23 protein-coding genes are annotated in these 23,444 nt (G+C 49.3%); 6 read left to right on the top strand and 17 right to left on the bottom strand.

The features are described 5' to 3' along the window. Positions 1–18: 18 nt before the first annotated feature. Genes ACFVRY_RS06105 through ACFVRY_RS06075 form a run of 7 tightly spaced genes read right to left on the bottom strand, consistent with a single transcriptional unit; the run spans position 19 to position 5,597 of the window. Positions 19–279, bottom strand: a complete 261-nt coding sequence (locus tag ACFVRY_RS06105) for a UbiA prenyltransferase family protein (protein ID WP_387498351.1) — start codon at positions 277–279, stop codon at positions 19–21. Continuing rightward, positions 261–698, bottom strand: coding sequence for a UbiA family prenyltransferase (locus ACFVRY_RS06100; protein WP_387498349.1), 438 nt, complete (start codon positions 696–698; stop codon positions 261–263). Before ACFVRY_RS06100 ends, ACFVRY_RS06105 begins: the two co-directional genes overlap by 19 nt. Continuing rightward, positions 665–991 carry a cytochrome o ubiquinol oxidase subunit IV gene (cyoD, locus tag ACFVRY_RS06095; protein ID WP_066362593.1) on the bottom strand — a complete coding sequence of 109 codons (327 nt, stop codon included), beginning with the start codon at positions 989–991 and terminating at the stop codon, positions 665–667. The genes ACFVRY_RS06100 and cyoD overlap by 34 nt, the downstream gene beginning before the upstream one ends. A gap of 1 nt (position 992) precedes the next feature. Beyond that, entirely contained in the window at positions 993–1,604 is a 612-nt protein-coding gene (cyoC, locus tag ACFVRY_RS06090) for a cytochrome o ubiquinol oxidase subunit III (RefSeq protein WP_387498347.1), read from the bottom strand. Then, positions 1,601–3,586 (bottom strand): cbb3-type cytochrome c oxidase subunit I, encoded by a 1,986-nt coding sequence (locus tag ACFVRY_RS06085; RefSeq protein WP_387498345.1) that lies wholly within the window; start codon positions 3,584–3,586, stop codon positions 1,601–1,603. The genes cyoC and ACFVRY_RS06085 overlap by 4 nt, the downstream gene beginning before the upstream one ends. 27 nt (positions 3,587–3,613) lie before the next feature. Continuing rightward, on the bottom strand, positions 3,614–4,624 hold the full coding sequence (gene qoxA, locus ACFVRY_RS06080; RefSeq protein WP_387498343.1) for a cytochrome aa3 quinol oxidase subunit II: 1,011 nt from the start codon (positions 4,622–4,624) through the stop codon (positions 3,614–3,616). A 58-nt stretch (positions 4,625–4,682) separates the two neighbouring features. Continuing rightward, positions 4,683–5,597 carry a COX15/CtaA family protein gene (locus tag ACFVRY_RS06075; RefSeq protein WP_387498341.1) on the bottom strand — a complete coding sequence of 305 codons (915 nt, stop codon included), beginning with the start codon at positions 5,595–5,597 and terminating at the stop codon, positions 4,683–4,685. A 317-nt stretch (positions 5,598–5,914) separates the two neighbouring features. Between ACFVRY_RS06075 and ACFVRY_RS06070 the strand changes: the two genes are divergently transcribed. The 3 genes from ACFVRY_RS06070 to ACFVRY_RS06060 all read left to right on the top strand — a co-directional run bounded on the left by ACFVRY_RS06070 (position 5,915) and on the right by ACFVRY_RS06060 (position 8,518). Further along, a complete protein-coding gene (locus ACFVRY_RS06070; protein ID WP_387498339.1) occupies positions 5,915–6,793 on the top strand; it encodes a dihydrodipicolinate synthase family protein in 879 nt (292 codons plus the stop codon). A 170-nt stretch (positions 6,794–6,963) separates the two neighbouring features. Next, a complete protein-coding gene (locus ACFVRY_RS06065) occupies positions 6,964–7,827 on the top strand; it encodes an SDR family NAD(P)-dependent oxidoreductase (protein ID WP_387498337.1) in 864 nt (287 codons plus the stop codon). A 154-nt stretch (positions 7,828–7,981) separates the two neighbouring features. Next, positions 7,982–8,518: a CDP-alcohol phosphatidyltransferase family protein gene (locus tag ACFVRY_RS06060; protein WP_387498335.1), complete on the top strand. Its 537-nt coding sequence runs from the start codon at positions 7,982–7,984 to the stop codon at positions 8,516–8,518. Between the two features lie 82 nt (positions 8,519–8,600). Here the strand turns inward: ACFVRY_RS06060 and ACFVRY_RS06055 are convergent, their stop codons facing one another. The 5 genes from ACFVRY_RS06055 to ACFVRY_RS06035 form a co-directional block, all read right to left on the bottom strand. Next, on the bottom strand, positions 8,601–9,365 hold the full coding sequence (locus ACFVRY_RS06055) for an ABC transporter ATP-binding protein (protein WP_387498333.1): 765 nt from the start codon (positions 9,363–9,365) through the stop codon (positions 8,601–8,603). A gap of 39 nt (positions 9,366–9,404) precedes the next feature. Then, entirely contained in the window at positions 9,405–11,744 is a 2,340-nt protein-coding gene (locus ACFVRY_RS06050) for an ABC transporter permease (RefSeq protein WP_387498331.1), read from the bottom strand. A 39-nt stretch (positions 11,745–11,783) separates the two neighbouring features. Beyond that, complete coding sequence (locus ACFVRY_RS06045; protein ID WP_387498329.1) at positions 11,784–13,064, bottom strand: MFS transporter; 1,281 nt, start codon at positions 13,062–13,064, stop codon at positions 11,784–11,786. Between the two features lie 20 nt (positions 13,065–13,084). Then, positions 13,085–13,717, bottom strand: coding sequence for a TetR/AcrR family transcriptional regulator (locus tag ACFVRY_RS06040; RefSeq protein ID WP_387498327.1), 633 nt, complete (start codon positions 13,715–13,717; stop codon positions 13,085–13,087). 199 nt (positions 13,718–13,916) lie between these two features. Then, complete coding sequence (locus ACFVRY_RS06035) at positions 13,917–14,312, bottom strand: RidA family protein (RefSeq protein ID WP_387498325.1); 396 nt, start codon at positions 14,310–14,312, stop codon at positions 13,917–13,919. Between the two features lie 205 nt (positions 14,313–14,517). On the opposite strand from ACFVRY_RS06035, the gene ACFVRY_RS06030 reads away from it, so the two are divergent. Further along, entirely contained in the window at positions 14,518–15,786 is a 1,269-nt protein-coding gene (locus ACFVRY_RS06030; RefSeq protein WP_066362649.1) for an alkaline phosphatase, read from the top strand. Positions 15,787–15,875: 89 nt separating this feature from the next. Here the strand turns inward: ACFVRY_RS06030 and ACFVRY_RS06025 are convergent, their stop codons facing one another. From ACFVRY_RS06025 to ACFVRY_RS06005, 5 genes are all read right to left on the bottom strand, one after another. Further along, the gene (locus ACFVRY_RS06025) at positions 15,876–16,298 is read right to left on the bottom strand and encodes an immunity 22 family protein (protein WP_387498323.1); all 423 of its coding nucleotides are present in this window, start codon (positions 16,296–16,298) and stop codon (positions 15,876–15,878) included. A 251-nt stretch (positions 16,299–16,549) separates the two neighbouring features. Further along, positions 16,550–17,464, bottom strand: a complete 915-nt coding sequence (locus ACFVRY_RS06020; RefSeq protein ID WP_387498321.1) for a PfkB family carbohydrate kinase — start codon at positions 17,462–17,464, stop codon at positions 16,550–16,552. Further along, on the bottom strand, positions 17,457–18,839 hold the full coding sequence (locus ACFVRY_RS06015) for a purine-cytosine permease family protein (protein ID WP_387498319.1): 1,383 nt from the start codon (positions 18,837–18,839) through the stop codon (positions 17,457–17,459). Before ACFVRY_RS06015 ends, ACFVRY_RS06020 begins: the two co-directional genes overlap by 8 nt. A gap of 33 nt (positions 18,840–18,872) precedes the next feature. Further along, positions 18,873–19,865: an ADP-ribosylglycohydrolase family protein gene (locus ACFVRY_RS06010; RefSeq protein ID WP_387498317.1), complete on the bottom strand. Its 993-nt coding sequence runs from the start codon at positions 19,863–19,865 to the stop codon at positions 18,873–18,875. Between the two features lie 86 nt (positions 19,866–19,951). Beyond that, complete coding sequence (locus ACFVRY_RS06005) at positions 19,952–20,653, bottom strand: GntR family transcriptional regulator (protein ID WP_387498315.1); 702 nt, start codon at positions 20,651–20,653, stop codon at positions 19,952–19,954. Between the two features lie 294 nt (positions 20,654–20,947). Here ACFVRY_RS06005 and ACFVRY_RS06000 point away from each other — a divergent pair, with 294 nt between their 5' ends. Both ACFVRY_RS06000 and ACFVRY_RS05995 read left to right on the top strand, forming a co-directional pair. Continuing rightward, the gene (locus ACFVRY_RS06000) at positions 20,948–21,676 is read left to right on the top strand and encodes a response regulator (RefSeq protein WP_387498313.1); all 729 of its coding nucleotides are present in this window, start codon (positions 20,948–20,950) and stop codon (positions 21,674–21,676) included. Continuing rightward, on the top strand, positions 21,673–23,424 hold the full coding sequence (locus ACFVRY_RS05995; protein WP_387498311.1) for a HAMP domain-containing sensor histidine kinase: 1,752 nt from the start codon (positions 21,673–21,675) through the stop codon (positions 23,422–23,424). The genes ACFVRY_RS06000 and ACFVRY_RS05995 overlap by 4 nt, the downstream gene beginning before the upstream one ends. Positions 23,425–23,444: the final 20 nt, after the last annotated feature.

The following is a 23,444-nucleotide window of genomic DNA, read 5'->3' as shown; positions in this document are numbered from 1 at the left end:
CGATTCATATATTACAACTTACCAAAAAGGACGTCCCGGCGTATCCAGAATCATAATTAAAAACACAAGCATTAAATAATTGACCGAGAACAGAAAGTTGGTTTTGGCCCAGGACTCATGGTTGCCGGTTGTCGTCCCGCGCAGTGTGTGCCAGCCCCAAGCCGCAGTAGCCAGCAAGGATACGGTCAGAAAGACAATCCCGGCATAGTTCAGCGAATAGAGCAGAATGACTGTCGGGAACAACAGCAGCACATATCGAATCATCTGCAGTTTAACCACATCGTATAAATGACAATATACACGAACATTCCGATCAGACCGAGCCAGCCGCACGGGCTGTTTACTTTCCAGAAGAGGATCGTCTCTCCGGCAATTCCCAGCAGACATGCGAAGATCCATGCGCTAGAGCGCTTGATTCTTCCTGTGCCCAGCGGCCGATTCTGCGTGCGGCTCATTTTCAGATCCAGCTGGTAATCCCAAATATTGTTGAGGACACAGGAGGAAGCCATCGTAAAGGTGGTTCCCAGCAGCGCCCACAGTAGCACACTCCACTCCACGGTCCACTGCGAGGCCAGCCAGTAGCCCCCAAATGCAGCAAAAAGATTCAATTGCAAAATCCGGGGCTTGGTCAATCCAATCCAGTCCCTGTAGAGCGCCTGCTGGCTCATGTAGCCACCATATTGTAGAGCATAATCCACATCGATCCGGCAACGATGATCAGCAGAATGATCAGACCGAGAATCAGAGAGATCAGATTGTAGCGCGGCTTCTTCTCTTCCTTCAAGTGCATGAAGAAAAACAGCTGAACGATCAACTGCAAGACGCCCGCTGCCATTAACACCACAGCTTTGGTCCGTCCCTCCAGCCAGCCTCCCATGACGATGGCAACCGGAATGATCGTCAGAATGATGGAGCAGAGAAACCCAAGGGTATAGGAACGCAGCGAGCCATGGGTTTCTTCTCCGGTATGAGCGGATTCCACATGTGACATCTTAGCTCACCCCCATTAAATAAACTACAGTAAAAACAAAGATCCAGACCACGTCCAGAAAGTGCCAGAACAGGCTGACGATCTGAACTTTGCGTTTCGTTACAGGCGTAATCCCCCTGCGTTTCAATTGAATCATTAACGCAATCATCCAGACCAATCCAACCGTCACGTGCAGACCATGCGTACCCACCAGTGTGTAAAAAGCAGACAAAAATGCGCTAGTGCTCATTGTTGCACCTTCATTCACCATATGGGCGAACTCGTTGACCTCCAGCCCGATAAAGACAGCTCCCAGCAGGGCTGTCACGCCGAGCCAGCCGATCAGGGCGCGATGTCTGCCCTTGTTCATCGCCAGTACCGCCAAGCCGCAGGTATAGCTACTGGCCAAGAGAATAAATGTGCTGGCGATCACACCGCTAAGCTCGAATAAATCAGCGGGCCCCGGGCCGCCATTGGTGCTGCCGCGCAGTACAATATATGTGGCAAAAAATGTGCCGAAGATCATGATATCCGTCATGAGATAAATCCAGAATCCGAAGGTTCGCATCTCCTCCAGATCGGGATGACCCTGATGACTTGCCTTTGTATCTTCAGTCAAATGAGTTGAACTCATGATAAGGTTACCCTCCTTGCGGCCGTTTCCACACGGCTGATTTCGTCCACGGGAATATAATAATCTGTATCATAGTTGAAGGAATGGACGATCATACATACGGCGACACCCACTAGTCCCGGTATGATGAACCAGAGCCAATGGAACACGAAGCCAAACCCTGCCAGGAACCAGAAGCCGGCCATAATGATCGGGATGCCGGAATTTTTGGGCATATGGATCGGCTCCAAGATTGCTGTGGTGTCTGGTACAGAGGTACCTCTGCCCTTGCGTTCCTTGCTTGCCCACCAATCGTCCATCTCCGACACCTGCGGAAGCACAGCAAAGTTATACAATGGTGCTGGTGAAGGAATCGACCATTCCAGCGTGCGTCCATTCCATGGATCGCCCGTGGTGTCCAGATTCTTCCGGTGATGTTTGATACCATGCACGATCTGCCACACCTGGAACACAAAGGCGATACCCATCAGCACTGCTCCAACTGTGGAGATCAGGTTAAGCTCCCACCATCCTTTGTCCCAGCTGTACGTAACCACACGCCGCGTCATGCCCATAAGGCCAAGCGCATACTGCGGCATAAAGCAGACATAGAAACCGATATTCCAGAACCAGAACGCCCACTTGCCAATCCGCTCATTCAGCTTGAAGCCAAACAGCTTAGGCCACCAGTAATACAGTCCGGCGAAGTAGCCAAAGACGACACCGCCGATGATCACCTGATGGAAATGCGCAATCAGGAAGTAACTGTTATGGTATTGGAAGTCTGCTGGAGCCACGGACAGCAGCACCCCGGTCATCCCCCCGAGCACAAAGCACGGAATAAAGCCCACCGTCCACAGCATCGGTGTCTCAAACGTAATTTTGCCCCGGAACATGGTGAACAGCCAGTTGAAGATCTTCACCCCTGTGGGGATGGCAATCAGCATCGTGGTCAGCGCGAAGAAGGCATTAACGTCCGCTCCAGAGCCCATCGTGAAGAAGTGATGCGCCCACACCAGAAAGGACAAGATACTAATAATCATCATCGCGTACACCATTGATTTATAGCCAAACAGCTTTTTCTTGGAGAAGGTTGCCACCACTTCGGAGAAGATACCGAAGGCTGGCAGGACAATAATATACACCTCAGGGTGACCCCACATCCAGATCAGGTTGATGTACATCATCGGGTTCCCCCCGCCGTCCAGCGTGAAGAAGTGAGCGCCCGCGTAACGATCCAGGAACAGCAGTGCCAGTGTCGCTGTCAGGATCGGGAACGAGAAGATAATAGCGATACAGCTCGACAGCACAGACCACGGGAACATCGGCATTTTCATCAGCTTCATCCCTGGCGCACGCATTTTCAGAATGGTGACGATGAAGTTGATCCCAGTCATCAGACTCCCGATCCCGGAAATCTGGATGCCCCAGATATAGAAGTCCTGTCCGACGCCGGGATTATACATCAGCTCCGAATACGGTGGATAAGCAAGCCAGCCCGCATCCGGCGAGCCACCGATGACAAAGCTCAGGTTGAACAGCATGGCCCCCGAGAAGAAGAGCCAGAAGCTGAGTGCATTCAGGAACGGATAGGCTACATCCCGTGCCCCGATCTGCAGCGGCACCACGACATTGAACAATCCGAACATGAACGGCATCGCCATGAACAGAATCATAATCACCCCATGGGTAGTGAAAATCTCATTGTAGTGATCCGGCTGCAGGAACTGCAATTCCGGCACAGCGAGCTGCGCCCGCATCAGCAGCGCATCCACCCCGCCGCGGAACAGCATTAGAAACGCCGACAGAATATACAGAATGCCGATTTTCTTATGATCGACGGTCGTCAGCCACTCCCTCCACAGCCACCTCCATTTTTTGAAATAAGTCAATGTAAATAGAATGCCGACAAGCGCCAGACCGATGCTGACATCCGCCCCATAAATCATTGGATCACCGGTGACGAAAAAGTCGGAGGCGAAATCTTTGATCTTGTCCATCATGATGCTATTTGCTCCTTTCCTGAGAATCTACTTGTGACTATGCATATCCTCCATATCCTTGTTTTGCATGTTCGTATTTTGCATATCCATACCTTGCAGGTCTGTACGCTGCACATTCGTTTCTCGTACATCTCCAATTGGTGTATCCGATTCGTCCGTACCCTGCGCATGCTTCCCATGCTGATGGGATGCCGCATATTTGGTAACCGTTCTTTGGAACAGCCCTTCCGGGAAGGAGGAATACGTCAACACTTTAGAAGCTGAAGGCTCAGCCAATGCATTATATCCAGCCTGCGTTAGTGCCGGGGAGTCTCCTTTAACACCAGCTACCCATTCCTTAAATTGCTCCGGGGTTACAGCATCTACATCAAAATACATCTTCGCAAAGTCTGTCCCGGTAAAATTGGCTCCGGAGCCCCAGTATTTACCTACCTCATCGGCCTGCAAATACAACGTCATCGCCATGCCGGACATCGCATAGATTTGCCCGCCAAGCTGGGGAATCCAGAAGGAATTCATCGGAGAATCAGCCGTAATCTCGAACCGGACAGGTACCCCTTGTGGAATCTTCAGTACATTCACCGTGGCAATTCCCTGCTCAGGATATTGGAACAGCCACTTCCAGTTCAGTGAGGTGACCTGTACGGTTAACGGCCTAGCCTCTGATTTCAGCGGCTTGGATGGTTCCAGCGCATAAGTATACCGGACAGTGATGGCTGCAATCGCCACAATAATAAGGATCGGAATCCCCCACCAAATAACCTCCAGCCGTGTGCTGTGCGCCCAATTCGGTGTATACGGAGCTTTCCTGCCTTCTCTATCCCGATAGCGCCAGATAATGATAGCCGCAAGTATAAGGACGGGAATAATGATAATGGCGCAAAGCGCGGTTGAAATAAACATCAGATCCCGCTGCTGCGCCGCAATGGGTCCTTTCGGGTGAAGAACGCTGACGTCAGAGCAGCCGGTTGCGGTAAGCAGCAAAGCAATGAGCACGGATAATGATGACAACCAGCGCAGCGTTTTGGGTACATTCATTGTTTCAACTCCTGTGTTCAGTTTGACATGATTTAGACACAATTCAGTAACGTGAGGTCTATTTTCGCCGATAGATCCATGATTGAATGGCAATATCCGTCAGCAGACTGAATAGTATCGTCGCAATGATGTTATGAAGGAGACTGACGAACAGAAGCTCGTCCCCCCGATCGAGCGCAGCTGTGAGCCAGGCCCCACTCATAATTTGAAAGAGAATACATAGCAGCAGATAAGAGACGGCCGTTCCCGTCCCGGAAGCCTGATTTCTGCGTTCTGCCCGCCGTACGAGTAATGCCCAGATTGCCGTTAGAATGAACAAAAGAACGGCTGCCAAACGGTGCGCAAATACAACACCAGCCACTTCGTTAAAGTCAGGGACCAGCCTGCCATTACAAAGCGGCCATCCTATGCAGCCACCTGCTGCTTTTCTGTGCCGGATGAAGGCGCCCAGATAAATGACACCATAGGTGAACACCCAAATTCCCCAGGCCCAGACTGCAAAGCCCGGCGGTGTCTGCACACTTTGGCGGTCCGTTTGTTTCATGCGGTAGATCCATAAGACCAGCATCATACTGCTTGACACTGCAAGCAGCGAAATGCCAAAATGCAGAGCCATCACGGCCGGCTGTTGTGGCCATTTAACTGCCGCCGCGCCCATCAGCGCCTGAATGACAGTAAATAGCAGCGTGCCACCCGCATAAGCGTATGCTTCGCGGTGCTCCCTGCGATGAAACCATGTCAGAATGAAGGTCAGTAGCACCAGCAATCCGACAATCCCCGTAATCATACGGTGGGAATACTCAATCATAGATTCCAGTGTATAAGCCGGAATGAATTTCCCGTGGCATAAGGGCCAATCGCTTCCACAGCCCCGGCCAGAACCGGTCTGGGTCACAATGGCTCCCGCCAGCAAAACAAACAGCATGCCCACGAACGTACTCCAGGCCAGAATGCGGTATCGCCTTGATCTCATTTCTCCCCCGCCTTCCACCAATCTCGGAACCATGGGCCTCTATCAGCCTTCCAGCCCTTCTCTAACTTCCTGTTAATCTCTGACTCTCCCCTTCCTCGCTAGAAATCAAATCCGAATATAACGGTTCTGCCGGAGCACGTAACCATCCATTTCTTAAATTTTAAATACCAGCCGATTTTGCCCTAGATAAGCTGAACTTAAGAATCACTCAATATAAAAAAGCGGTTTGCTCAAAAAAAGAGGCAAATGGCTGGTTACTTTTCCGGGAAATCATCCTATATTCAACATCAAGACCCGGAAGACAGGAGTTGAACGCTGTGCTTACAGAAAAGAGCCTGCATGGCATTATCGTCCCCGTTATTACACCGTTCGATGAACAGGGCAATCTGGACCGGCAGTCCTTTGCAGAGTTGATTGAGCGCCTGGCCAGCAAAGGCATCCACGGGCTTGTTATTAATGGAATAACCGGGGAAGCTCCTGCCATCAGAACGGACGAGTTGAAAACAATGCTCCTGACCGCGCGTACAGCGATAGGAAACATCCCGCTCATTGTTGGCATTCACGCCACCAGCCCTGCTGCCGCAGCCAGAAGGATATCCTGGGCCAAATTACTCGGAGCCGACGCCGCTCTTGTAGCCGCCCCAGCTTCCAGCCGCTCTTCACAGCAAGGCATTATCCGCTATTTTGAGACTTTGGCTGAGGCGGAGCTGCCCATCATTGTGTTGGACCGGCCGTATCGCGCCGGAGTTCCGCTGGAACTTGCAACCATACAAGCCATTCTGGCGCTGGACCATGTGATTGGCTTAAAAGAAAGCACTGGCAACATCCAGCGGGTGTTCAAGCTTTCACGCTTCTCGTCCAAGCCGATTCTCTGCGGGGAGGATGAGCTTTTGTTCGCTTCCCTGTCCTGTGGCGCTAAAGGGGGCATCCTGGCCAGCGCCAACTTGGACAGCGAGCAGTTTGTAGAGGTGTATGAGTCGTTTCGGTCCGGCAAAATTGAGCAGGCTCACCAGCGGTTCGAGCATTTGCTGCCGCTGATCCAGTTCCTGATCACGGAGCCGAATCCCGCTCCCTTGAAATGGCTGCTCGCCGAACGCGGGCACATCCGTTCCGACCATCTTCGCCTGCCAGCGGCGGCGGTCAACAGTGAAACCGCACAAAAAAGAGCCTATCTGCTGCAAAGCGCGATGGGCTGAACGTCCCTATGATACAGGAGCCCTTCAGGCTCCTATCTGCTGACCTGCTAATAATGTGTAGCTTCAGGTTAGCTTGATAAATCTCTAAAGAGTCATCAAGTCCTCACTCCTTTAATTGGTTATTTATGTAATAATCAAGAAGATAGATCTCTTTGAGAGGAGAAAAAAACTTGCCAACCCAGCTAACAGGGATTATAACAGGCGGAGCTTCCGGAATTGGACGTGCTATTAGCAAGGAGCTAGCAGCCAGAGGGATTTTTGTGGTGATTGCAGATATTAACGCCAGCCTCGGCGAAGATCTGGTTTTAGAAATTCATGCAAACGGGGGCAAATCAAGGTATATGCCAGTGGATGTCACGGACGCATCGAGCGTACATAATGTTATTCATGCCGTGTATCAAGAGTTCGGAAGGCTGGATTATCTCTTCAACAATGCCGGAATATCTATGTATGGCGAGTTGGATCAGATGAGCCTGGAGCATTGGAAAAAAATCATGGATATCAATCTGTGGGGTGTAATCTATGGCGTTCAGGCCGCTTATCCGCTTATGAAACAGCAGGGATTTGGACATATTGCCAACACTGCCTCGGTGGCAGGACTTGGCCCGACCCCCACCGCCTCAGCTTATAGCACGACCAAACACGCCGTTGTCGGGCTGACCACCTCGCTTCATTATGAAGCAGAGGCCTTCGGCATCAAAGTCAGTGCCATTTGCCCAAGTCACGTTGATACCCCCATCTTCGACAACGGAGAAGCTATTAGCCTAGATAAGAACAAGATCAATGAACAGGTCAGAAAACAAAAGATGATGAGTCCTGAAGCCTTCGCGATCTTTGCATTGAAGGGTCTGGAACAAAACAAGCCGATCGTCTGTCCCGTCCCGTTAAGAAGAACGATGGATGCTGTGTTCGCGCTTTTTCCGTTCCTCCAGAGAAAGATCATGCGCATGGTGTGCAGAGTGGTGCGGGAAACCTCCGTCGTAAAATCTGACGATTCCCCAGCCTTGCCCGTTCATAAAAATACACCTTTCTGAAAACATTTCAATCCGGGGTGTTTTCATCGTAGCTTGCAGCCTGAATTAAACGTGAAAAGCCCTGGAAACCTCTTTTATAATAAGGAAAACCCCAATGATTCTTAGGATTACTCTGGAGGTTCTGTCGTCTTTTCTAAAAAGGAGGTTAGTCGGCATGAAGCATACCGCTAATCTCATCTCACTAAGCCGGGTAGTTCTCACACTGTGCATGTTGTTCTCCTTCAGCCACGTATGGCTCTTCACCTTGTTGTACCTGCTCTGCGGGCTAAGTGATGTGCTTGATGGATATATCGCGCGCCAAACAGGCACCCAAAGTGAATTTGGAGCCCGTTTGGATACGTCAGCGGATTTGCTATTTTATACACTGATCATCGTATTTACCGCAATCTGGCTCGGCCCTGACACGCTGATCTTTTTGCCTTGGATTATTATCATCGCCCTGATTCGGATAGCAAACGCCATCATCGCAGCTTACAAATATCATTCATGGGTTATGTTGCATACGTGGGGAAACAAACTAACTGGGGGGCTTCTTTTTCTAGCACCGCCACTCTACCTCATCCTGCAGAATCCAATGGTATTCTGGCCAGTATGTATAGCCGGGGTGCTATCATCAGTGGAAGAAGGCGCGATACACCTCACCTCTGCACAGCTCAATATTGATAGGCTGAGTATTTTCAAAGCGGAATAAAGCCCGGTCGCTACAGTTCCAATGTCCCCTTCCATCCACCGACCTTACCACCCCTCCACGATCTTCTGCAATAATCGACTCTTCAAAAGCCCATGTTCATCAGCCAAGCAGTCAACTTCTCCTCCCTCGCCTTGAGGTCATTATTCCTCTTCTCGTACCTGCCGAGCCGGTGTTCTGCGGCAATGCTTCCATCGAGCATATACAGCACTCGTTCTGCCTGGGCAGCAACCTTAGTATCATGCGTGACCAGTAGAATCGTTGTTCCTGTCTGGTGGATCTCGGCAATAATCTCCATAATCTCTCCGGCTGCCTTGGAGTTGAGCGCACCCGTTGGCTCATCGCCAAAGAGAATATCGGGTTCGTTGATCAGGGCCCGGCAGATGGCTGCCCGCTGCATCTGACCTCCGGACACCTGCGTGATATCGCGTTCTGCTAGTGCAGCAATGCCGGTTCTTTTCATTAACTCAGCAGCTTTTTTATTGATACTTCCGCGTCTGTTCTTGTTCGCCCGGTACGCCGGTAGGATGATGTTATCACGGATATTCAGATTTTTTAACAGATGCAGTTGCTGAAAAATAAAACCCATCCCGTGCAACCGGAGTTTCGCCAGCTCCTCCTCCGCAAGGCCGCTGATCTCCTGCCCCTTAAAAATCACCCGCCCCGCACTAACCCCATCCATGCCGCTGATTGTATAGAGTAACGTGGATTTCCCGGACCCGGAAGGCCCCATTACCGCCACGAATTCCCCCTGCGCTATCTGAAGCTGGATCTCTCGCAACACCAATTGCCTGGCACCTTGTCCTGTGGAATACGCTTTAGATAATCCGCTGGCCTCTAATATGTACATCTCGTCATCCCCTCTCATTCTGTACGCCCGCTATCTCTCTCATTCACTCATCTGTGCCGCAATACTGGATTTTCTAATGGACATTGTACTCACGAATGTTGTCATTCCGACAAACAGAACAAAGACTAGTGGAATCCCCCCATACACTGTCATCGGTTGAATTACAAACTGAATCTTTGAAGCTCCCATCATCGCTCCAATCACCCGAACCACACCTTGTCCAAGGGTACCTGCCGCAATAGTTCCCAGAAGAATGCCCACTCCGGCTGTCAGCAGCATGCGGACCAGATACTGATGACGAATGTCCCCGAGCGAGAACCCAATACTGCGCAGAATGGAAATTTGCGAGGCATCCTTTGCCAACATCATTTTCAGAAACAGTGAGGTAATCAGCACGGTAATAGCTAAGGAGACAGTAACAATCAAGAGAGTGACTAGCTGTAGTTGTGAGATCATACTCCCTAGAGTCTGGGACAGATAGCTGTCCAGATGTGTGATTTTAGCAGGGTAAAAGAGTTTGGCATATTGATCCACCTTCGCACTTATCCCAACACCCGACTTGACATCTATAGCCACTACATACCACATAGCAGTCTTAGGATCGTAGGGTAGTCGCGCTTTTGCCGTTCGGCCACCGTTCGTGATATCCTGATAGATTCCGCTGACGGTCATTTTTCGCTGGGTTCCACCTAAGACCAATAGAAGTTCTTCCCCTAACCCTTTGTTCAGATCTCTGGCGTTCAGATCCGAAAGCGCAATTTCATTACTCTTTTCGGGAGCCGTACCTTCAATGTAGGACAACGGGAAGATGGAGAAATCCCCACTCTCAACATTTAAACTCTTCCATACCCCATCACTCCCCATCACCTTAAAACGTGAGGTCACCAGTGGCGAGAACTTCGCGATGTCTTGATCCTTTTCAAGCATTCTCAGCATAGATTCAAACTTGCGCTTGGTAGATCCCGATTGCTGCAAGTCGATCCGAATATCGCTCTGCCCTATACCCATATAAGTAATGAACTGTGGAGACTGAAGTGTATGCAGCAGATTCACCGGCACAATGATGATGAACGTACAGATCATAAGAATAGACAGTAATAATCCGTACATTTTGAAACGTCCCACCACATCCTTGATCCCGAGAAAAATATTCACGTTCATCCATTTGCGCCGGCTAAGTGGAATGATAGTAGTGTTATGCTCAGCCGCCCCGGCAGTGCCGGACCGTAATGCCTCAACCGCCGTGATAACATTCACTCTTCTCAGCATCAGCTTGCAGAAGAAGACAACTGCGGCAAATACAAGACCTACTACCAAAACAGGAACAAGGTGCTGCAGCAAGCTTGGTGAGGCTGTTCCCAGATATAGGCTGATGTTGGCCGTGAAAATCCGCATCACGGCTAAAGAGGCCAAGTATCCCAGTAGGGAAGACGATGCTGCCATGACGATGTATTTTGCCATATAGATCGCTCTGATCTCAGCCTGTGGAATCCCGATCGCCTTCATGACCCCAAGCTCCCTATAATCCTCCTCTAACGCGGCAATCATCGTGAACCTAAGGCATAACAGGGCAATAATCATTAGCAGAATACTGGCAAGAATAATAACGAGTGCAATGACACCATCAGTCAAAGCATTCAGCGCCTTGAATAAGGCATAGTCGACCGTCGGACCTTTAGCGGGTAGTCCTGAAGCCTCATAAGCACTCCGAAATTCACTGAGTTTGCTTCGATCCGTAAGTTGAAATTCGATCAGATATTCAGATTCCTTGAAGGTTTTCTTAAGGGCTGTATAGTCTATGTCACTCACCACAAAACGCTTGGAGCTGACAAGAGCCGGATTCATCTGCACATCCCGAGCGAAATCAACGATGGTGAATGTAGACTGGATAGCCCCAGCCGAAATGGTAACGGGATCTCCGATATTCAGATGGTTCTGCTGTCTGTAATAGATGGGAACGGCGATTTCGCCCTCCGATAGCTGGATCACCTCATTGTCCAAATTGAGCAAGAAATCAAACGATGGATTCTGTCTCACAAAGCCAATGTCCATCACACTATTGGTTTCTGTCTTTGATAGCTTGCCTAGTGTGATATTAGAGCCATCAATACGCAGCATCTCTACCGTCTGCTCTTTTTTCACTAATGGATTGGCCGATACGAATCTTTGGATCTCAGTATTATTGATTGGGCCTTGGTGCATCTGAACAAAGTGGGGAGCTTTCGATTTAAGCAGCAGGTTGTTCAAAGATCCCGATAACTCCATGATGATATGGGAAGCACTGGCCACAAGCAAAGCCGATAGCATAATGAACAGGAAGAGTGCAACTGTAACGATTTTATTACGCTGAAAATCTTTTAAAGCAATCTTCAACAACATGTTTCCCTATTCCCTCCTCTTCTTGATTAGAATCAGCTATTATCTATCCAATGAACGGATGGATTTAATACTAGGAATCAAGAAGGCAAGGACTACAATCAGCAAGCCGCATACGATAAATAACAGACCAATCCCGCGTCCTTCTCCGATGCCGATCACTCTACCCACCGTAGTAGCCAGCAGCCCTCCTTCCCGTAACATCGGGTTGAAGATACGATCCGCAAGCATACCAGCCAGCGCGTAAGCAGCTACATAACCTAGCTGGGACAAGATGCCAATAATTCCCCAGGCCCGGCCCTGAGCTTCATTCGGAATATGGGAGCGGATCATTACATCAGCACTTGTATTAATGAAGGGTATAGCCGCGAAGAAGAGAAAGGCTGCTCCAGCAATAAAATAAATATTCGTCGTCAAGCCCACCGCAGCGTAAAACCACCCGGCTACCCCCAGCCCGATCCCCAGCAGTTGGATATAGTTGCTCTTCATACTGGAGATTCCGATGATCAGACTTCCGACCAGCATTCCGACGGCACTTACAGACATTACTGTGCCAAGGGTTCCTGAATCTGTGAGAGGTAAAAGCATGGGAGTAAATAAAGTCTGGAGAAAACCAATGTAGAAGGTTACCATCGACAGAATAAAGGTCAGAGAGAGCACGCCCTTGGTGGAAGTCAAGACACTCCAGCCCTCCTTAAGTTCCTTGACGAAAGACGATGGTTCCTTTACATGGAGAGTTGTTCCGAGGGTTCTTTTCACAGCCAGTATAGTCAGTAACGTCACTAGAAACGTTAAGATGTCTATTAACAACACGACCTTGATGTCAAAAAGAGACAGTAGAATTCCGGCAATAACCGGGGAAAGGAGATATTTAGAGGATGCCGCAAGCTGAACCAGCCCGCTGGCCTTGGCAAACTGCTCTTCGGTCAATAGGTCCGTGATGGTCGCTTTGTAGGCGGGATCGAGCAGAGAAACAAAGATTGAACTAAAGGTTACACCCACACAGATCTGCCATAACGGCGGATCACCCAGCAGCATGGCCAACAGAATAAATACAAGGCCAACAGCAGAGAACAGATCACCCACCATCATCAGCAGTCTGCGGTCAAATCGGTCTGCGAGTACCCCGCCGATCGGTCCAAGCAAGATAGACGGGAGAAAAGCACATAGCGTCACTAGCGCTACACTTGTGGCTGTCCCGGTCATTTGGTAGACATAAACACCGAGTGCAAAGGCAGTCAGTCCGCTGCCAATACTGGAAACCCACTCCCCTGTCCACAGGATCAGAAAGGATCTAAATGACTTACGGCTTGTTCTCCCCATTCTTTCTCATCTCCTCATCCTTATGGCCGTTGATCAAACATCTGCGCCACATAAGCGAAACTGCCTTTGTCCGCACCCAGCATCGTCTCCATGATATAAATGAACGCCTCAATCTTCTGCCGGATCTCCTCCGGCTGCCATTGGAAGATCCCTTCATCGAACAGAAACTCCGAGGTGGTCAATAGAAACTCTACCGATTCCTTGGGATATGGCGTATGGAACAGCTTCTCCCCAATTCCTTGCTCTATGACCTCTGTCAACACAGGTGTCAGGTGAAGAATGGTCTGGGCCAGGCTTTTCTGATGAATCTGGGCATTAGCCGGCTGGTGGAACTGCTCAATCATATGTTCCTTTAGGGTCTCATCTGGTTTCTGTGCCATGATGATGGACAATAGCTTCTCATGCACAGTCAGATCGGGATTGCCTGCAATCTGCTTGGCTGATGTCAACCCTGCCTCGATGAATCGCATAACTACCGCATCCATAACCTCTTCCTTGGATTTAAAATAATAATAAAAGGTCCCTTTAGCGATCCCGATTTCCCGCAACATATCGTTTACTGTCGTTCCAGCGTATCCTTTGGTATAAAAAAGCTTCTCCGCCGTATCCAGAATTTCATTTCTACGTTCTTCAGGTTCTTTCGTAATTCTCATTCGATGACGCCTCCATTCCCTCAATCGACCGACCGTCGGTCTATAATAGATTACACCTTGATCCAAATAATGTCAACCTTTGGCAAAGAGGGCCTAATATCATACTATTAAAAAAAACAGGAGCTTATCCCTCCGTAGAAAAATCTACTTCCGGGATAGGCCCCTTTGTCTAATTTCATCAAGATGTTGTCACAATCTCTTAGCCCAGCTCAGTATCAATGATGGCTTCTGCTTCTATTTCGACCAGCAGCTGCGGGTCTATTAACGCCTTTACCTCCAGCATGCTCGCCACCGGCTGAATATCTTTAAAAAATTCACCGTGCGCTTTCCCGATTTCTTCCCATCTGGAGATGTCCGTAACAAACATCCGGGTTCGTACTACATGCGTTAGGTCAGCCCCCAAATCGTTCAGAGCCTTTTCAATAGTTTCCAAGATAAACTTCGTTTGTGCATAAGGATCTCCTATGCCGATAACTTCTCCATCTTGCATCGCTGTTGTGCCCGCGACCTCAATTCGGTTGCCCACACGAATAGCGCGGCAATATCCTACGATCGGTTCCCAAGGGGATCCTGTAAACACCTGTTGTCTGCTCACTTTGTTCTTCCTTTCTTTCCTGCAAAAAAAGATAATAGCTTCTTTTAGTATACTTGGAACATTCACTTGTAGTTGAAGAATTTTTGTCATCTTGCGATTTCTGAACACGTGCTTGGCGTTAATATTTTTTGTATATTCCGAAAACACTCTCATAATCAAAGTTCTTTATGATTTGGTTGATAGTACAAACATTAGGAGGGAACATATGAAATCACCGAAAAAGTATGGAATCAAAACTGCCGTTGTAGCTACCGCCGCAACTGCTCTGTTCGCTTCAAGCGTAATCACTGCACAAGTCACCAATCGTGCGGACGCCGCTCCTTCCAAGACTAAAAATGTTATTCTGTTTGTCGGTGATGGAATGGGGACAGCACAACGAAATGCCATCCGGTTAGCTACTGTTGGTGAAAAAGGTAATCTTGCTATGGATTCCATGCCCTACGCGGGTCTGATCCATACAAGTTCCACCGTTCCGGTTACGGATTCGGCGGCGTCTGCCACAGCTTATGCCAGTGGTGTGAAGACTTACAACGGTGCCATCGGCATGGATGCCAACAAGAAATCGGTACCTACTATTATGGAATATGCCAAAGAAGCCGGTAAATCCACTGGCGTCGTTACGACCAGTCAGATTACGGATGCCACCGGAGCTGCTTTTGGCGCGCACGTGGAAGACCGTTCCAAGCAAAGCGACATCGCACTGCAACTACTGACGAAGAGTAAAGTCGATGTACTGCTTGGTGGAGGCGAGGATTTTTGGTACCCGGCAGGCAACCCAGGTAAATTCCAAGATGAGCCTGCAGAAGACCCTTCCGAGAAAAGCAAAGGAACTCAAGGTAATCTTGTAGAAAAAGCTAAGCAATTGGGCTATAACCATGTCTCTTCCAAAACAGAATTGCAACAAGCAAAGGGTGGCAAGCTGCTTGGACTGTTCGCTAATGAGGAAATGTTCCAGCAAAAGCCTGAAGGTGAAGGCGATATCTACAACCCTGTCGTCTCCCTTAAAGAAATGACCACAAAAGCCATCGACACCCTTTCTAAGAATAAAAATGGCTTCTTCCTGATGGTTGAAGAAGAGGGCACGGATGAATTTGCACACCAAAACAATGCGAAAATGACGATTAAATCTGGTCAAGAGCTGGATAAAGCTGTTCAAGTTGCCAAAGATTTTGCCAAGAAGAACCCGGATACGCTGGTTCTCGTACTAGCTGACCACGAAACCGGCGGCTTCTCGATTGAAGAAGTGAACGACGGCGACGAGTCCGGCGATGGCATCTCCAAGGAAGACGGTCCATTCGCTATTGCCAATTCCAAAGCAAACTTTGTGGTAGATTGGACGACCTCTGGCCACACTGCGGTAGATATTCCTATTACAGCTATGGGCAGAAATGCGAATCTCTTCACAGGCATCTACGAGAATACGGAAGTATTCCACAAGCTTATGGATTCCATGGGACTTAAAGCAAAGAAATAATCTTGATCTTGTGAAACGTTGTTCACAGGATTAACGTAACAGGCTTCCCGTCAGGTCACGAGACCCGCGGGAAGCCTTTATTTTCATTGCTACCTCCCGAGTGACTCGTACTCCACACGGGCTATGAGAATCATCGGAAACGATGCCGCAATATTATTCGATGCAACGTTGTCCAGCAGCATCTCATTCACTGGACCATAGGGAGAATCATTGCCGTAAACCAGCACCACCGAATTATAAGGGGCGAGGCGAGCTTCCAGGTCAGCTGGCAATTGTTCCGCAAACTCACTATCCTCTATATACTCATGCCGCAAGTAGGTCACCAAACTCCGCCGCTCTTCCCCACTCCCCGCATAATGCCGTTCCATAAAATCCTGATCTAGCCCCTCTATTCCTGCATCATCCATGAAGTTACCCCCTGTCACCCCATCACCAGAGGAACCCTCCGTGTAGCTCATAAGCTCTTCTTCAGAATTGAAATTCCCCGCCCAGATCGCTACCGCATTTCTCATCTTCGCTCTCCTCTGCCCAGTTATATGAGAATGACAAGCCTTGTACTTAAAGTTTACCCAATTGTAAATCGAAAAGTAACACTATATAAGAGAAACTTAGAAACCAAACGTTAAGCTCAACGTCACTACGATGGAATGTTTGGACTTCCGGCCGCTGTTGCTCCTACAGTTCCAAACTTCCTCCTTCGCTCCTCTTCGCTTTTCGTTACTGTCTTTTATTCGGCTTACATATACATACCTAAATTTGCCCCTTACAATTGTAGCCGCCCGCCCTGCTGCTGGACTACTTTACCAGCTATGACATTCCCCAGCTCACAGGCCTGCTGCAGAGAATAGCCTCTGGCAAGTCCCGCGATAAAAGCGCCGGTATGCGAATCGCCTGCCCCAATCGTATCCACAACCTTCACCGGCTCCGTCTCGGCGATCCCCTCTTCGTCACGTGAGTAATACAGGGTGCCATCTCCACCCAAGGTGACGACGACCGCTTCGCCCGTCCGCTCAGTCAGCTTGGCTGCTGCTTTCTTGGCATCATCTTCTTGCATGATGGCCTGAATCTCGTTCTTATTCACGTGCACAATCGTACCCATACTAAAGATTCTTTCCAGAATTGATGGTTCCAAGAACTCCCCGCGCGGGCCTGGATCGAAGACAATTTTCCCGCCTGACTTGCGCTGGCTCAGGGCATCCAGAATGACAGGGCCTGAGGGTCCCTCCAATTCGTAACCGCTGACATAAATATAGTCATAGCTAGCCAGATCAAGACTCTCGAACCAATGAGCAGCCCATCGTGTTTCGATTCCGGGAATAGTGATGAAGGTCCGCTCGCCATCATGCTCTACGATGGAAAGATTCCAGCCGTTATCTCCAGACAGGTCCTCTAGGAGCACGGGTACACCGTCCTTTTGCAACTGGGCTTTGACGATATCGCCATAGCTTCCTTGTCCCACCGGGGCGAACAAACTGTAATTCACATGTAGCTGGTTCAGGATATTGGACACATTGTAGGCGCAGCCGCCCACAATCGTTTCTTTATGCTCAGCCATGACATCCTCAGCCGTTCTTGGCAGTCTGTCGAGTTGGATGATTACATCCACTACGGCTGCACCGATCACGAGGATTTTGCGACTTTTATCGGATTTCACACGATCCAGAATATTTTCACTCATGAGGTACCCCTCCTTGCATGGACTTTCTGTGCATCTGACTCAAGATAATGGTTGTCACGGCACTTGCCACAAAGGCCAGCAGCACACCAAGGCCACTATCTTTAAAAATCCCTACAGCAAACGGACCGCTGAAGAACGGAGAGTTAGTGAACAGAAAACCTGTAACTACCCCCATAATCCAGCTGATTACGCCATTGTAATTAAATGCCTTGCCTGTAGCATTGTCCAGCAATCCTGCGTCATAGCCAGTCTTGCTTCTCAGCAGCACATAGTCGAACATAAAGGTCGCCGCCCAGGCTGCCAGGCCAATGCCGAGAATACCCAGGAACAGCTGGAAGTTCATCAGGAAATCCTCTGAAACAAACAGGACGTAGATCGGAATAAGGATCATAATTAGCGCGTGAATCGCGATAGCGGTTTTATCGCTGACCTTGATGTTCAGCGTCTCCATGTTGACACGAGCCGATTTCAAGCTGATGATACATTGCGGAATCAGGCCGCCAAGCGCTGTGATGAAGTAGACCACCGTCATCCATTTCGGAAGCGCATTTCCAATGGCCTGGATCGGGTTGGAGGCAGATACCAGATCCGGAACAGAAGTGCTGAGCAGAATCCCCACGCCCATGATGAAAAACAGTGGAATGAAGGCGCCGATGGTCACACCCGCGAATACCTTTTTGCCGGAATTGGCCGGGTTCTGATAAGCGCTGTAGTCAGCGGCGGCAATAGACCAACTGATTCCCGTTCCCGCAATGATGATCGAGAGCGCCGGCAGAAAGCCGTTTAGCCAGTTGCCGTTGCTCATCTTGAGCAACGCTGTCCAGTCTGTCTGGGGAATGAGAATGACCAGGATCAGGAAGGTTAACGCCCCGAATACATAGGTGAAGAAGGTCTGTACTTTGACCAGGACATTTTGCCCAAAGAGATTCGATGTTAGAATGAGCACCACGAACAACGCCAGACTTATCACCGTCAGCACCGCCGATTGACCGATGCCAAACAATCCGAACAGTGACATCAGGGTGAGTGTTCCCGTAATCACGTTCACTGCTAACCAGCCTATTAGACTTAACCAACCAAGCAGATTCGGAATATAGTTTCCTTTGACGCCAAAGACCGCTCTAGACAGCACGAAGGTAGTACCGCCCGACTTTAGGCCTGACAGACTTAGATAACCCACAAGTGCAAATGACAACGCACCTGCGGCTGCCGCCAGGACGGACTGGATAAAGCTCAGATGATAACTCACAATAAGTGCGCCATAAACTACGCCGAGAATTCCTATATTGCCAGCAAACCAGATGAAAAAAAGTTCCTTGGGACTTCCGGTTCTCTCATCAGACGGGATAAACAGTTCAGACTTCGAATTGGACATGTTCTTCTTCCCCCTATAATGAATCAGAATGAATTAATGTTGTGTTCTGAACGCAAGAATATGATCGGCATACTGACTGAGATTCACACCATTGGCCTCGTCGATCAATGCTCTCCAAGCGGGATCAATAGCGTCTGCTCCCGATTTGGCACCGCAGATGGCAGTCGCCATCGCACCGATAGTGTCTGTGTCACCGCCCAAATTTGCACACAATAGGCTGCATCGTTGCGGTTCCTTGGCGTAATACGCAATAGCGAGTGCTGCTGGAACAGATTCGCTGGTGATTACGCCGCTGCCGATGACATCGTAAATGACCTGCAGGAATCTTTCGTCCTGACCTTCGTACTTCTCCGCGTATTCCAATGCGAGCTTCAGCCGCGCAGGGAGCGATGCGCTGTACGTCTCTGCACCGTAATCCTTCGCTTCCAGATAGGCCGAGACCGCATGGGCCATAATATCCTCCCAGGACTTGTCGACTATAGCAGCTCCGACTGCTGCGGCAACCATCGCCGCTCCACCTACAGCCACATCCGTAGAATGCGTCACCTTGCTGATGTCGTACACAAATTTGGATAACTTCTGGGCTTCTGCAGGCAGGAATAGCCCACCAACAGGCGCGATCCGCATCGCAGCTCCATTGGTTTCGGCCTTAGAAGTAAATTCCACTGCATCCTTACCTGCCTTTAGAGCGAGTAACGCAGCCTTGGAGCTTGGCCCGAGAATGTTGTTCTCAAAAGCATTCAGTCTATCCGCCCATTCCAGCAAGTGCCGGCCAATCACAGCCGTATCCGGGACGAAATCGCTTTCAATAAGAGCATCAAGGATCAGCAAAGCCTGTGAAGTATCATCCGTAAATTGACCACGAGTGAAGTTGCACGCCACATCATTTTCCTTAGGTCCATCCAGAAAATCCGTTATCGTTCCAAAATACGCCTTCACCTTGTTTCTGCCCCACAACTCCGACGGCATCCCCATCGCATCACCAATGGCCATTCCATATAATGCACCAAGAATTTTGTTCTTCATAAAAATCTGTCTCCTATCCTTAAGGTTATACACATACGGTTGTACGTATGAGTTGATCTAAAAATAAAGCCGAGATGACTCGGCGATTAAATATGGGTAACCACTTTGAACTCGACACTCGGCCCGTAGATAACCTCTACTTTTTCCACTTCGATCCCCTTCTCATCCAGTACGCTTCCCTTGGTCATGATTAGCGGGAAATCTCCTTCATATTCAAACAGTTGTCTTGTTCGCTTGCTGCTGTTAATGGGATGAATGGTCAGCGCTGCATTCTGCGGATAAATACTGTAGCGTTGATTCATAATTTGGTACAGAGACTGCTCGGAGAAATCATATTGATCAATATTCGGAAAAAGAGCCAACGGAACATAGGAAGTGTCTAAGGTCAGCCACTTAATACTGCTCTCCCTGCGCGTCCCGCGAAGCCGAACCAAATGCATGTAAGAGCCACCTTCCAGGCTGACAATCTCCTTCTTCAGCACACGCGAGACAGGAATTTCATTCTTCTTCCGCGCTGATTCGGTAAACCCGCTGAAGTTCCAGATATTATGCTTCATCTCCCGCAGGCACACCATCGTGCCCTTACCGTGCATCTTCACCAGAAGTGCTTCATCGACGAGACCGTCAATTGCCTTGCGGATCGTGGTCCTTGTGACCTGGTACAGCTTCATCATTTCCGTCTCGGAAGGAATCATTCCCCCTTCTGTGTACTTTCCATTGATGATCTCGCTGCGGATAATGTTCTGCAGTTGGATGTACAGCGGAACACTGTCATGCTTGTTAAGCATATCTGCCTCCTTACACGCAATCACGGGATGGCCAGCCAGGCTGTACCGTCCATTCTGCTCAAGTCAACTACTGCAGGTGATTTAGCGCTTTCATCTCATGATGTCCTGCCTGTCGTTCACTCATACGTATGAGTTGAGTTCAATATATCAGGTTCATGATCCTTTAGCAATAGCTATTCGGAGGTTGGGACAAAATACCATTATAATGACTTTAGAAGAATCAGTATGGCGTCGTTCAAGTTCTGTTAAAGTAAATATGATACGATGGAAGTGGGTGAAGAATATATGACAATAATGAACGATATAAAAATCGTCATCGTAGATGATGAATCTTCGATTATCACTATGCTTCAAATGGTGCTGCGCAAGGAAGGGTTCCAGCACATCTATACTGCCGCTACGTGCCGGGAGGCGCTGGAGGTCGCCCAGCGTGTCCGTCCCGAAATCGTACTGCTCGACATTATGCTCCCTGACGGCAGTGGGCTGGATATCTGCTCACGTATTCGAGAATACGGCAATCCCCATATCCTTTTTCTAACGGCAAGAGCTTCAGACCTGGATGTGCTGACCGGCTTTGCCATGGGTGGGGATGACTATATCACCAAGCCTTTCAATCCTCTGGAAATCGTGGCCCGGATTAAAGCTCGTTTGCGCCGTCAGGATGCCGAGAACTCATCGGTGACGCATATTCCCCCCCGCTCTGAAGCTGTGAAGTACGAGTTCGGACATTTCGTCGTCAACGAAGCAGAAGGCGAGCTGCTGGTAGACGGACAACCCGTCTCTTGCCCGGCCCAGGTATTCCAACTGCTTCTCCATTTCTGCAAGCATCCAGGGATCGTCTTTACCCGCACCCAGCTCTATGAAGCGGTATGGGGGATTGACGGACTGGGGGATGACTCCACAGTACCCGTGCATATCCGGCGGATCCGGGAGCGCATCGAGCTAGACCCTGGAAACCCCAAATATTTACTGACCATCCGCGGTCTCGGTTATAAGTTGGCAAAGGGGCCGCAGGAGTCATGAAAATTAGACGGCGTATTGCCTTCCATCTTACCTATCAGTTTATTTTATATGCCCTGCTTATACAGGCCATTGGTCTGTTCTTGCTCTTTATGTTTCTGCAAAAAACCATTGACGATGACTTGCGCCGCAATTTTCCAAATGGGGCCTTGACCAGTATCACAACAGAAGTCTCTATGCGTAACGGGGAGATCAAGGTCCCCTCACACTGGACTAATCTGCTCAAGGAGCGGGGGATGTGGTTGCAGATTATCAATAAGGACGGGAAAGTGATCTATGACATTAACTCGGCCATTGTCCCATCACTTCCCTCCTCCTACTCTGTGGCCCAACTGTTAAACATACAGGAATCAGGCAAGTACGAAGATTACTCGGTGCATTCTCAAATGGATTTTAACCTTTCACAAACCCAGCTTTTTCTCCTTGGTTATAAGAATCCTGACCTCGATCTGCTCATGAATCTGTTCAACAGCTATCAGAGCAATGGGCTGGTTAGCAACTTGAAGCTCTCCGAACTATCCACTCAGTTGATGGAAAGCGGAAGGTATTTGCAAATCACTGACGAAGCCGGGACAACCGTTCAGAGTGCCGGGAAGAGCAGCGCTTTTTATCCAAACAAGGCGACGCTGGAAATTCTGGAAATGCAGCAGGCTCCAGCCAATACGGATAGGAATATTGCAGTCTACCGGAATCCGTATTCAGCAACAACCTGGATGTTATACTCACCAAACGCGGTGGAGAACATCCCCAAGCAGCCTGTCGTCCAGAGTCTTGTCCGCGCGATCTACTGGCTGGCCATATTCATCTTTGTTTTCTCATTAGCTATTTCCCTCTGGCACGGCTACCGCTATGGTCAGCCTCTTATCCTCTTCGTCAGTTGGTTCCAACGATTGAGCCAAGGACATTATGATCAAGTACTGACGGAGAAAGACAAGCGCAAAGTCTTCAAGCGCAACGGGAAGCTGAAAATCAGCTACAAGCTATACAGCGAGGTCATTCAGACGTTCTACCATATGGCCGAACAACTGGCACATACGGAGAAAGAACGCAAACGGCTGGAGAATGCGCAGGAAGAATGGATGTCTGGCATATCACACGACTTACGCACACCACTGGCTACTATTCAGGGGTATGGCTACATGCTGGCGAACCAGCCTGGGCAATGGGATCAGGAGGAGCTTCAGGTCATGGGCACGATGATCCGTGAAAAAGGCGACTACATGCTTGAGCTGATCACTGACTTCTCGCTCATTAATCAGCTCAAGCATGGCGCTTCGCTCATGAAAGTCCACAAGCTGGACCTGGAAGAGCTAGTACGCCGCTCTGTTCTTAAATATGTGAATGATGCAACCATGTCAGACTGTGATTTCACATATGAAGGTACAGATCAAGCCTTATATGTTCTGGCAGATGACAATTGGCTGCAGCGGCTGATGGACAACCTGTTATCCAATGCGGTGAAGCACAATCGGCCTGGTGTAACGGTTAACGTCTCCGTAGGCTTAATGAATAACATCCCCTACATCAAAGTAGCGGACAATGGAAGCGGAATGGATGAAACCACCCAGCAAAATCTGTTCAAACGCTACTACCGGGGAACCAATACAGAAGAATCCACAGCAGGCTCCGGTATCGGGATGAGCATTGCCAAAGCGATTGTGGATGCACATAATGGTGAAATCAAAGTATACTCAGCATTAGGCCAAGGGACAGAAATCCTGATCCTGCTGCCCCAGAAGCAAAATTTGTGACAAAAAAAGAATCTTCAGCC

This window comes from Paenibacillus sp. NPDC057934, assembly GCF_042887565.1.
Lineage (GTDB): Bacteria > Bacillota > Bacilli > Paenibacillales > Paenibacillaceae > Paenibacillus_AQ.
The sequence above is the reverse complement of the archived record's forward strand: the minus strand, read 5'-3'. Positions and strand labels throughout refer to the sequence as shown.

Bases quoted from the DNA above. Each gene is read 5' to 3' on its own strand.
- qoxA (WP_387498343.1), bottom strand. From the start codon at position 4,624: ATGAATGTACCCAAAACGCTGCGCTGGTTGTCATCATTATCCGTGCTC.
- ACFVRY_RS06040 (WP_387498327.1), bottom strand. From the start codon at position 13,717: ATGAGAATTACGAAAGAACCTGAAGAACGTAGAAATGAAATTCTGGAT.
- ACFVRY_RS06005 (WP_387498315.1), bottom strand. From the start codon at position 20,653: ATGCTTAACAAGCATGACAGTGTTCCGCTGTACATCCAACTGCAGAAC.
- ACFVRY_RS06015 (WP_387498319.1), bottom strand. From the start codon at position 18,839: ATGTCCAATTCGAAGTCTGAACTGTTTATCCCGTCTGATGAGAGAACC.
- ACFVRY_RS06085 (WP_387498345.1), bottom strand. From the start codon at position 3,586: ATGATGGACAAGATCAAAGATTTCGCCTCCGACTTTTTCGTCACCGGT.
- cyoC (WP_387498347.1), bottom strand. From the start codon at position 1,604: ATGAGTTCAACTCATTTGACTGAAGATACAAAGGCAAGTCATCAGGGT.
- ACFVRY_RS06055 (WP_387498333.1), bottom strand. From the start codon at position 9,365: ATGTACATATTAGAGGCCAGCGGATTATCTAAAGCGTATTCCACAGGA.
- ACFVRY_RS05995 (WP_387498311.1), top strand. From the start codon at position 21,673: ATGAAAATTAGACGGCGTATTGCCTTCCATCTTACCTATCAGTTTATT.
- ACFVRY_RS06025 (WP_387498323.1), bottom strand. From the start codon at position 16,298: ATGAGAAATGCGGTAGCGATCTGGGCGGGGAATTTCAATTCTGAAGAA.
- ACFVRY_RS06075 (WP_387498341.1), bottom strand. From the start codon at position 5,597: ATGAGATCAAGGCGATACCGCATTCTGGCCTGGAGTACGTTCGTGGGC.
- ACFVRY_RS06050 (WP_387498331.1), bottom strand. From the start codon at position 11,744: ATGTTGTTGAAGATTGCTTTAAAAGATTTTCAGCGTAATAAAATCGTT.
- ACFVRY_RS06060 (WP_387498335.1), top strand. From the start codon at position 7,982: ATGAAGCATACCGCTAATCTCATCTCACTAAGCCGGGTAGTTCTCACA.
- ACFVRY_RS06045 (WP_387498329.1), bottom strand. From the start codon at position 13,064: ATGGGGAGAACAAGCCGTAAGTCATTTAGATCCTTTCTGATCCTGTGG.
- ACFVRY_RS06000 (WP_387498313.1), top strand. From the start codon at position 20,948: ATGAACGATATAAAAATCGTCATCGTAGATGATGAATCTTCGATTATC.
- cyoD (WP_066362593.1), bottom strand. From the start codon at position 991: ATGTCACATGTGGAATCCGCTCATACCGGAGAAGAAACCCATGGCTCG.
- ACFVRY_RS06020 (WP_387498321.1), bottom strand. From the start codon at position 17,464: ATGAGTGAAAATATTCTGGATCGTGTGAAATCCGATAAAAGTCGCAAA.
- ACFVRY_RS06010 (WP_387498317.1), bottom strand. From the start codon at position 19,865: ATGAAGAACAAAATTCTTGGTGCATTATATGGAATGGCCATTGGTGAT.
- ACFVRY_RS06030 (WP_066362649.1), top strand. From the start codon at position 14,518: ATGAAATCACCGAAAAAGTATGGAATCAAAACTGCCGTTGTAGCTACC.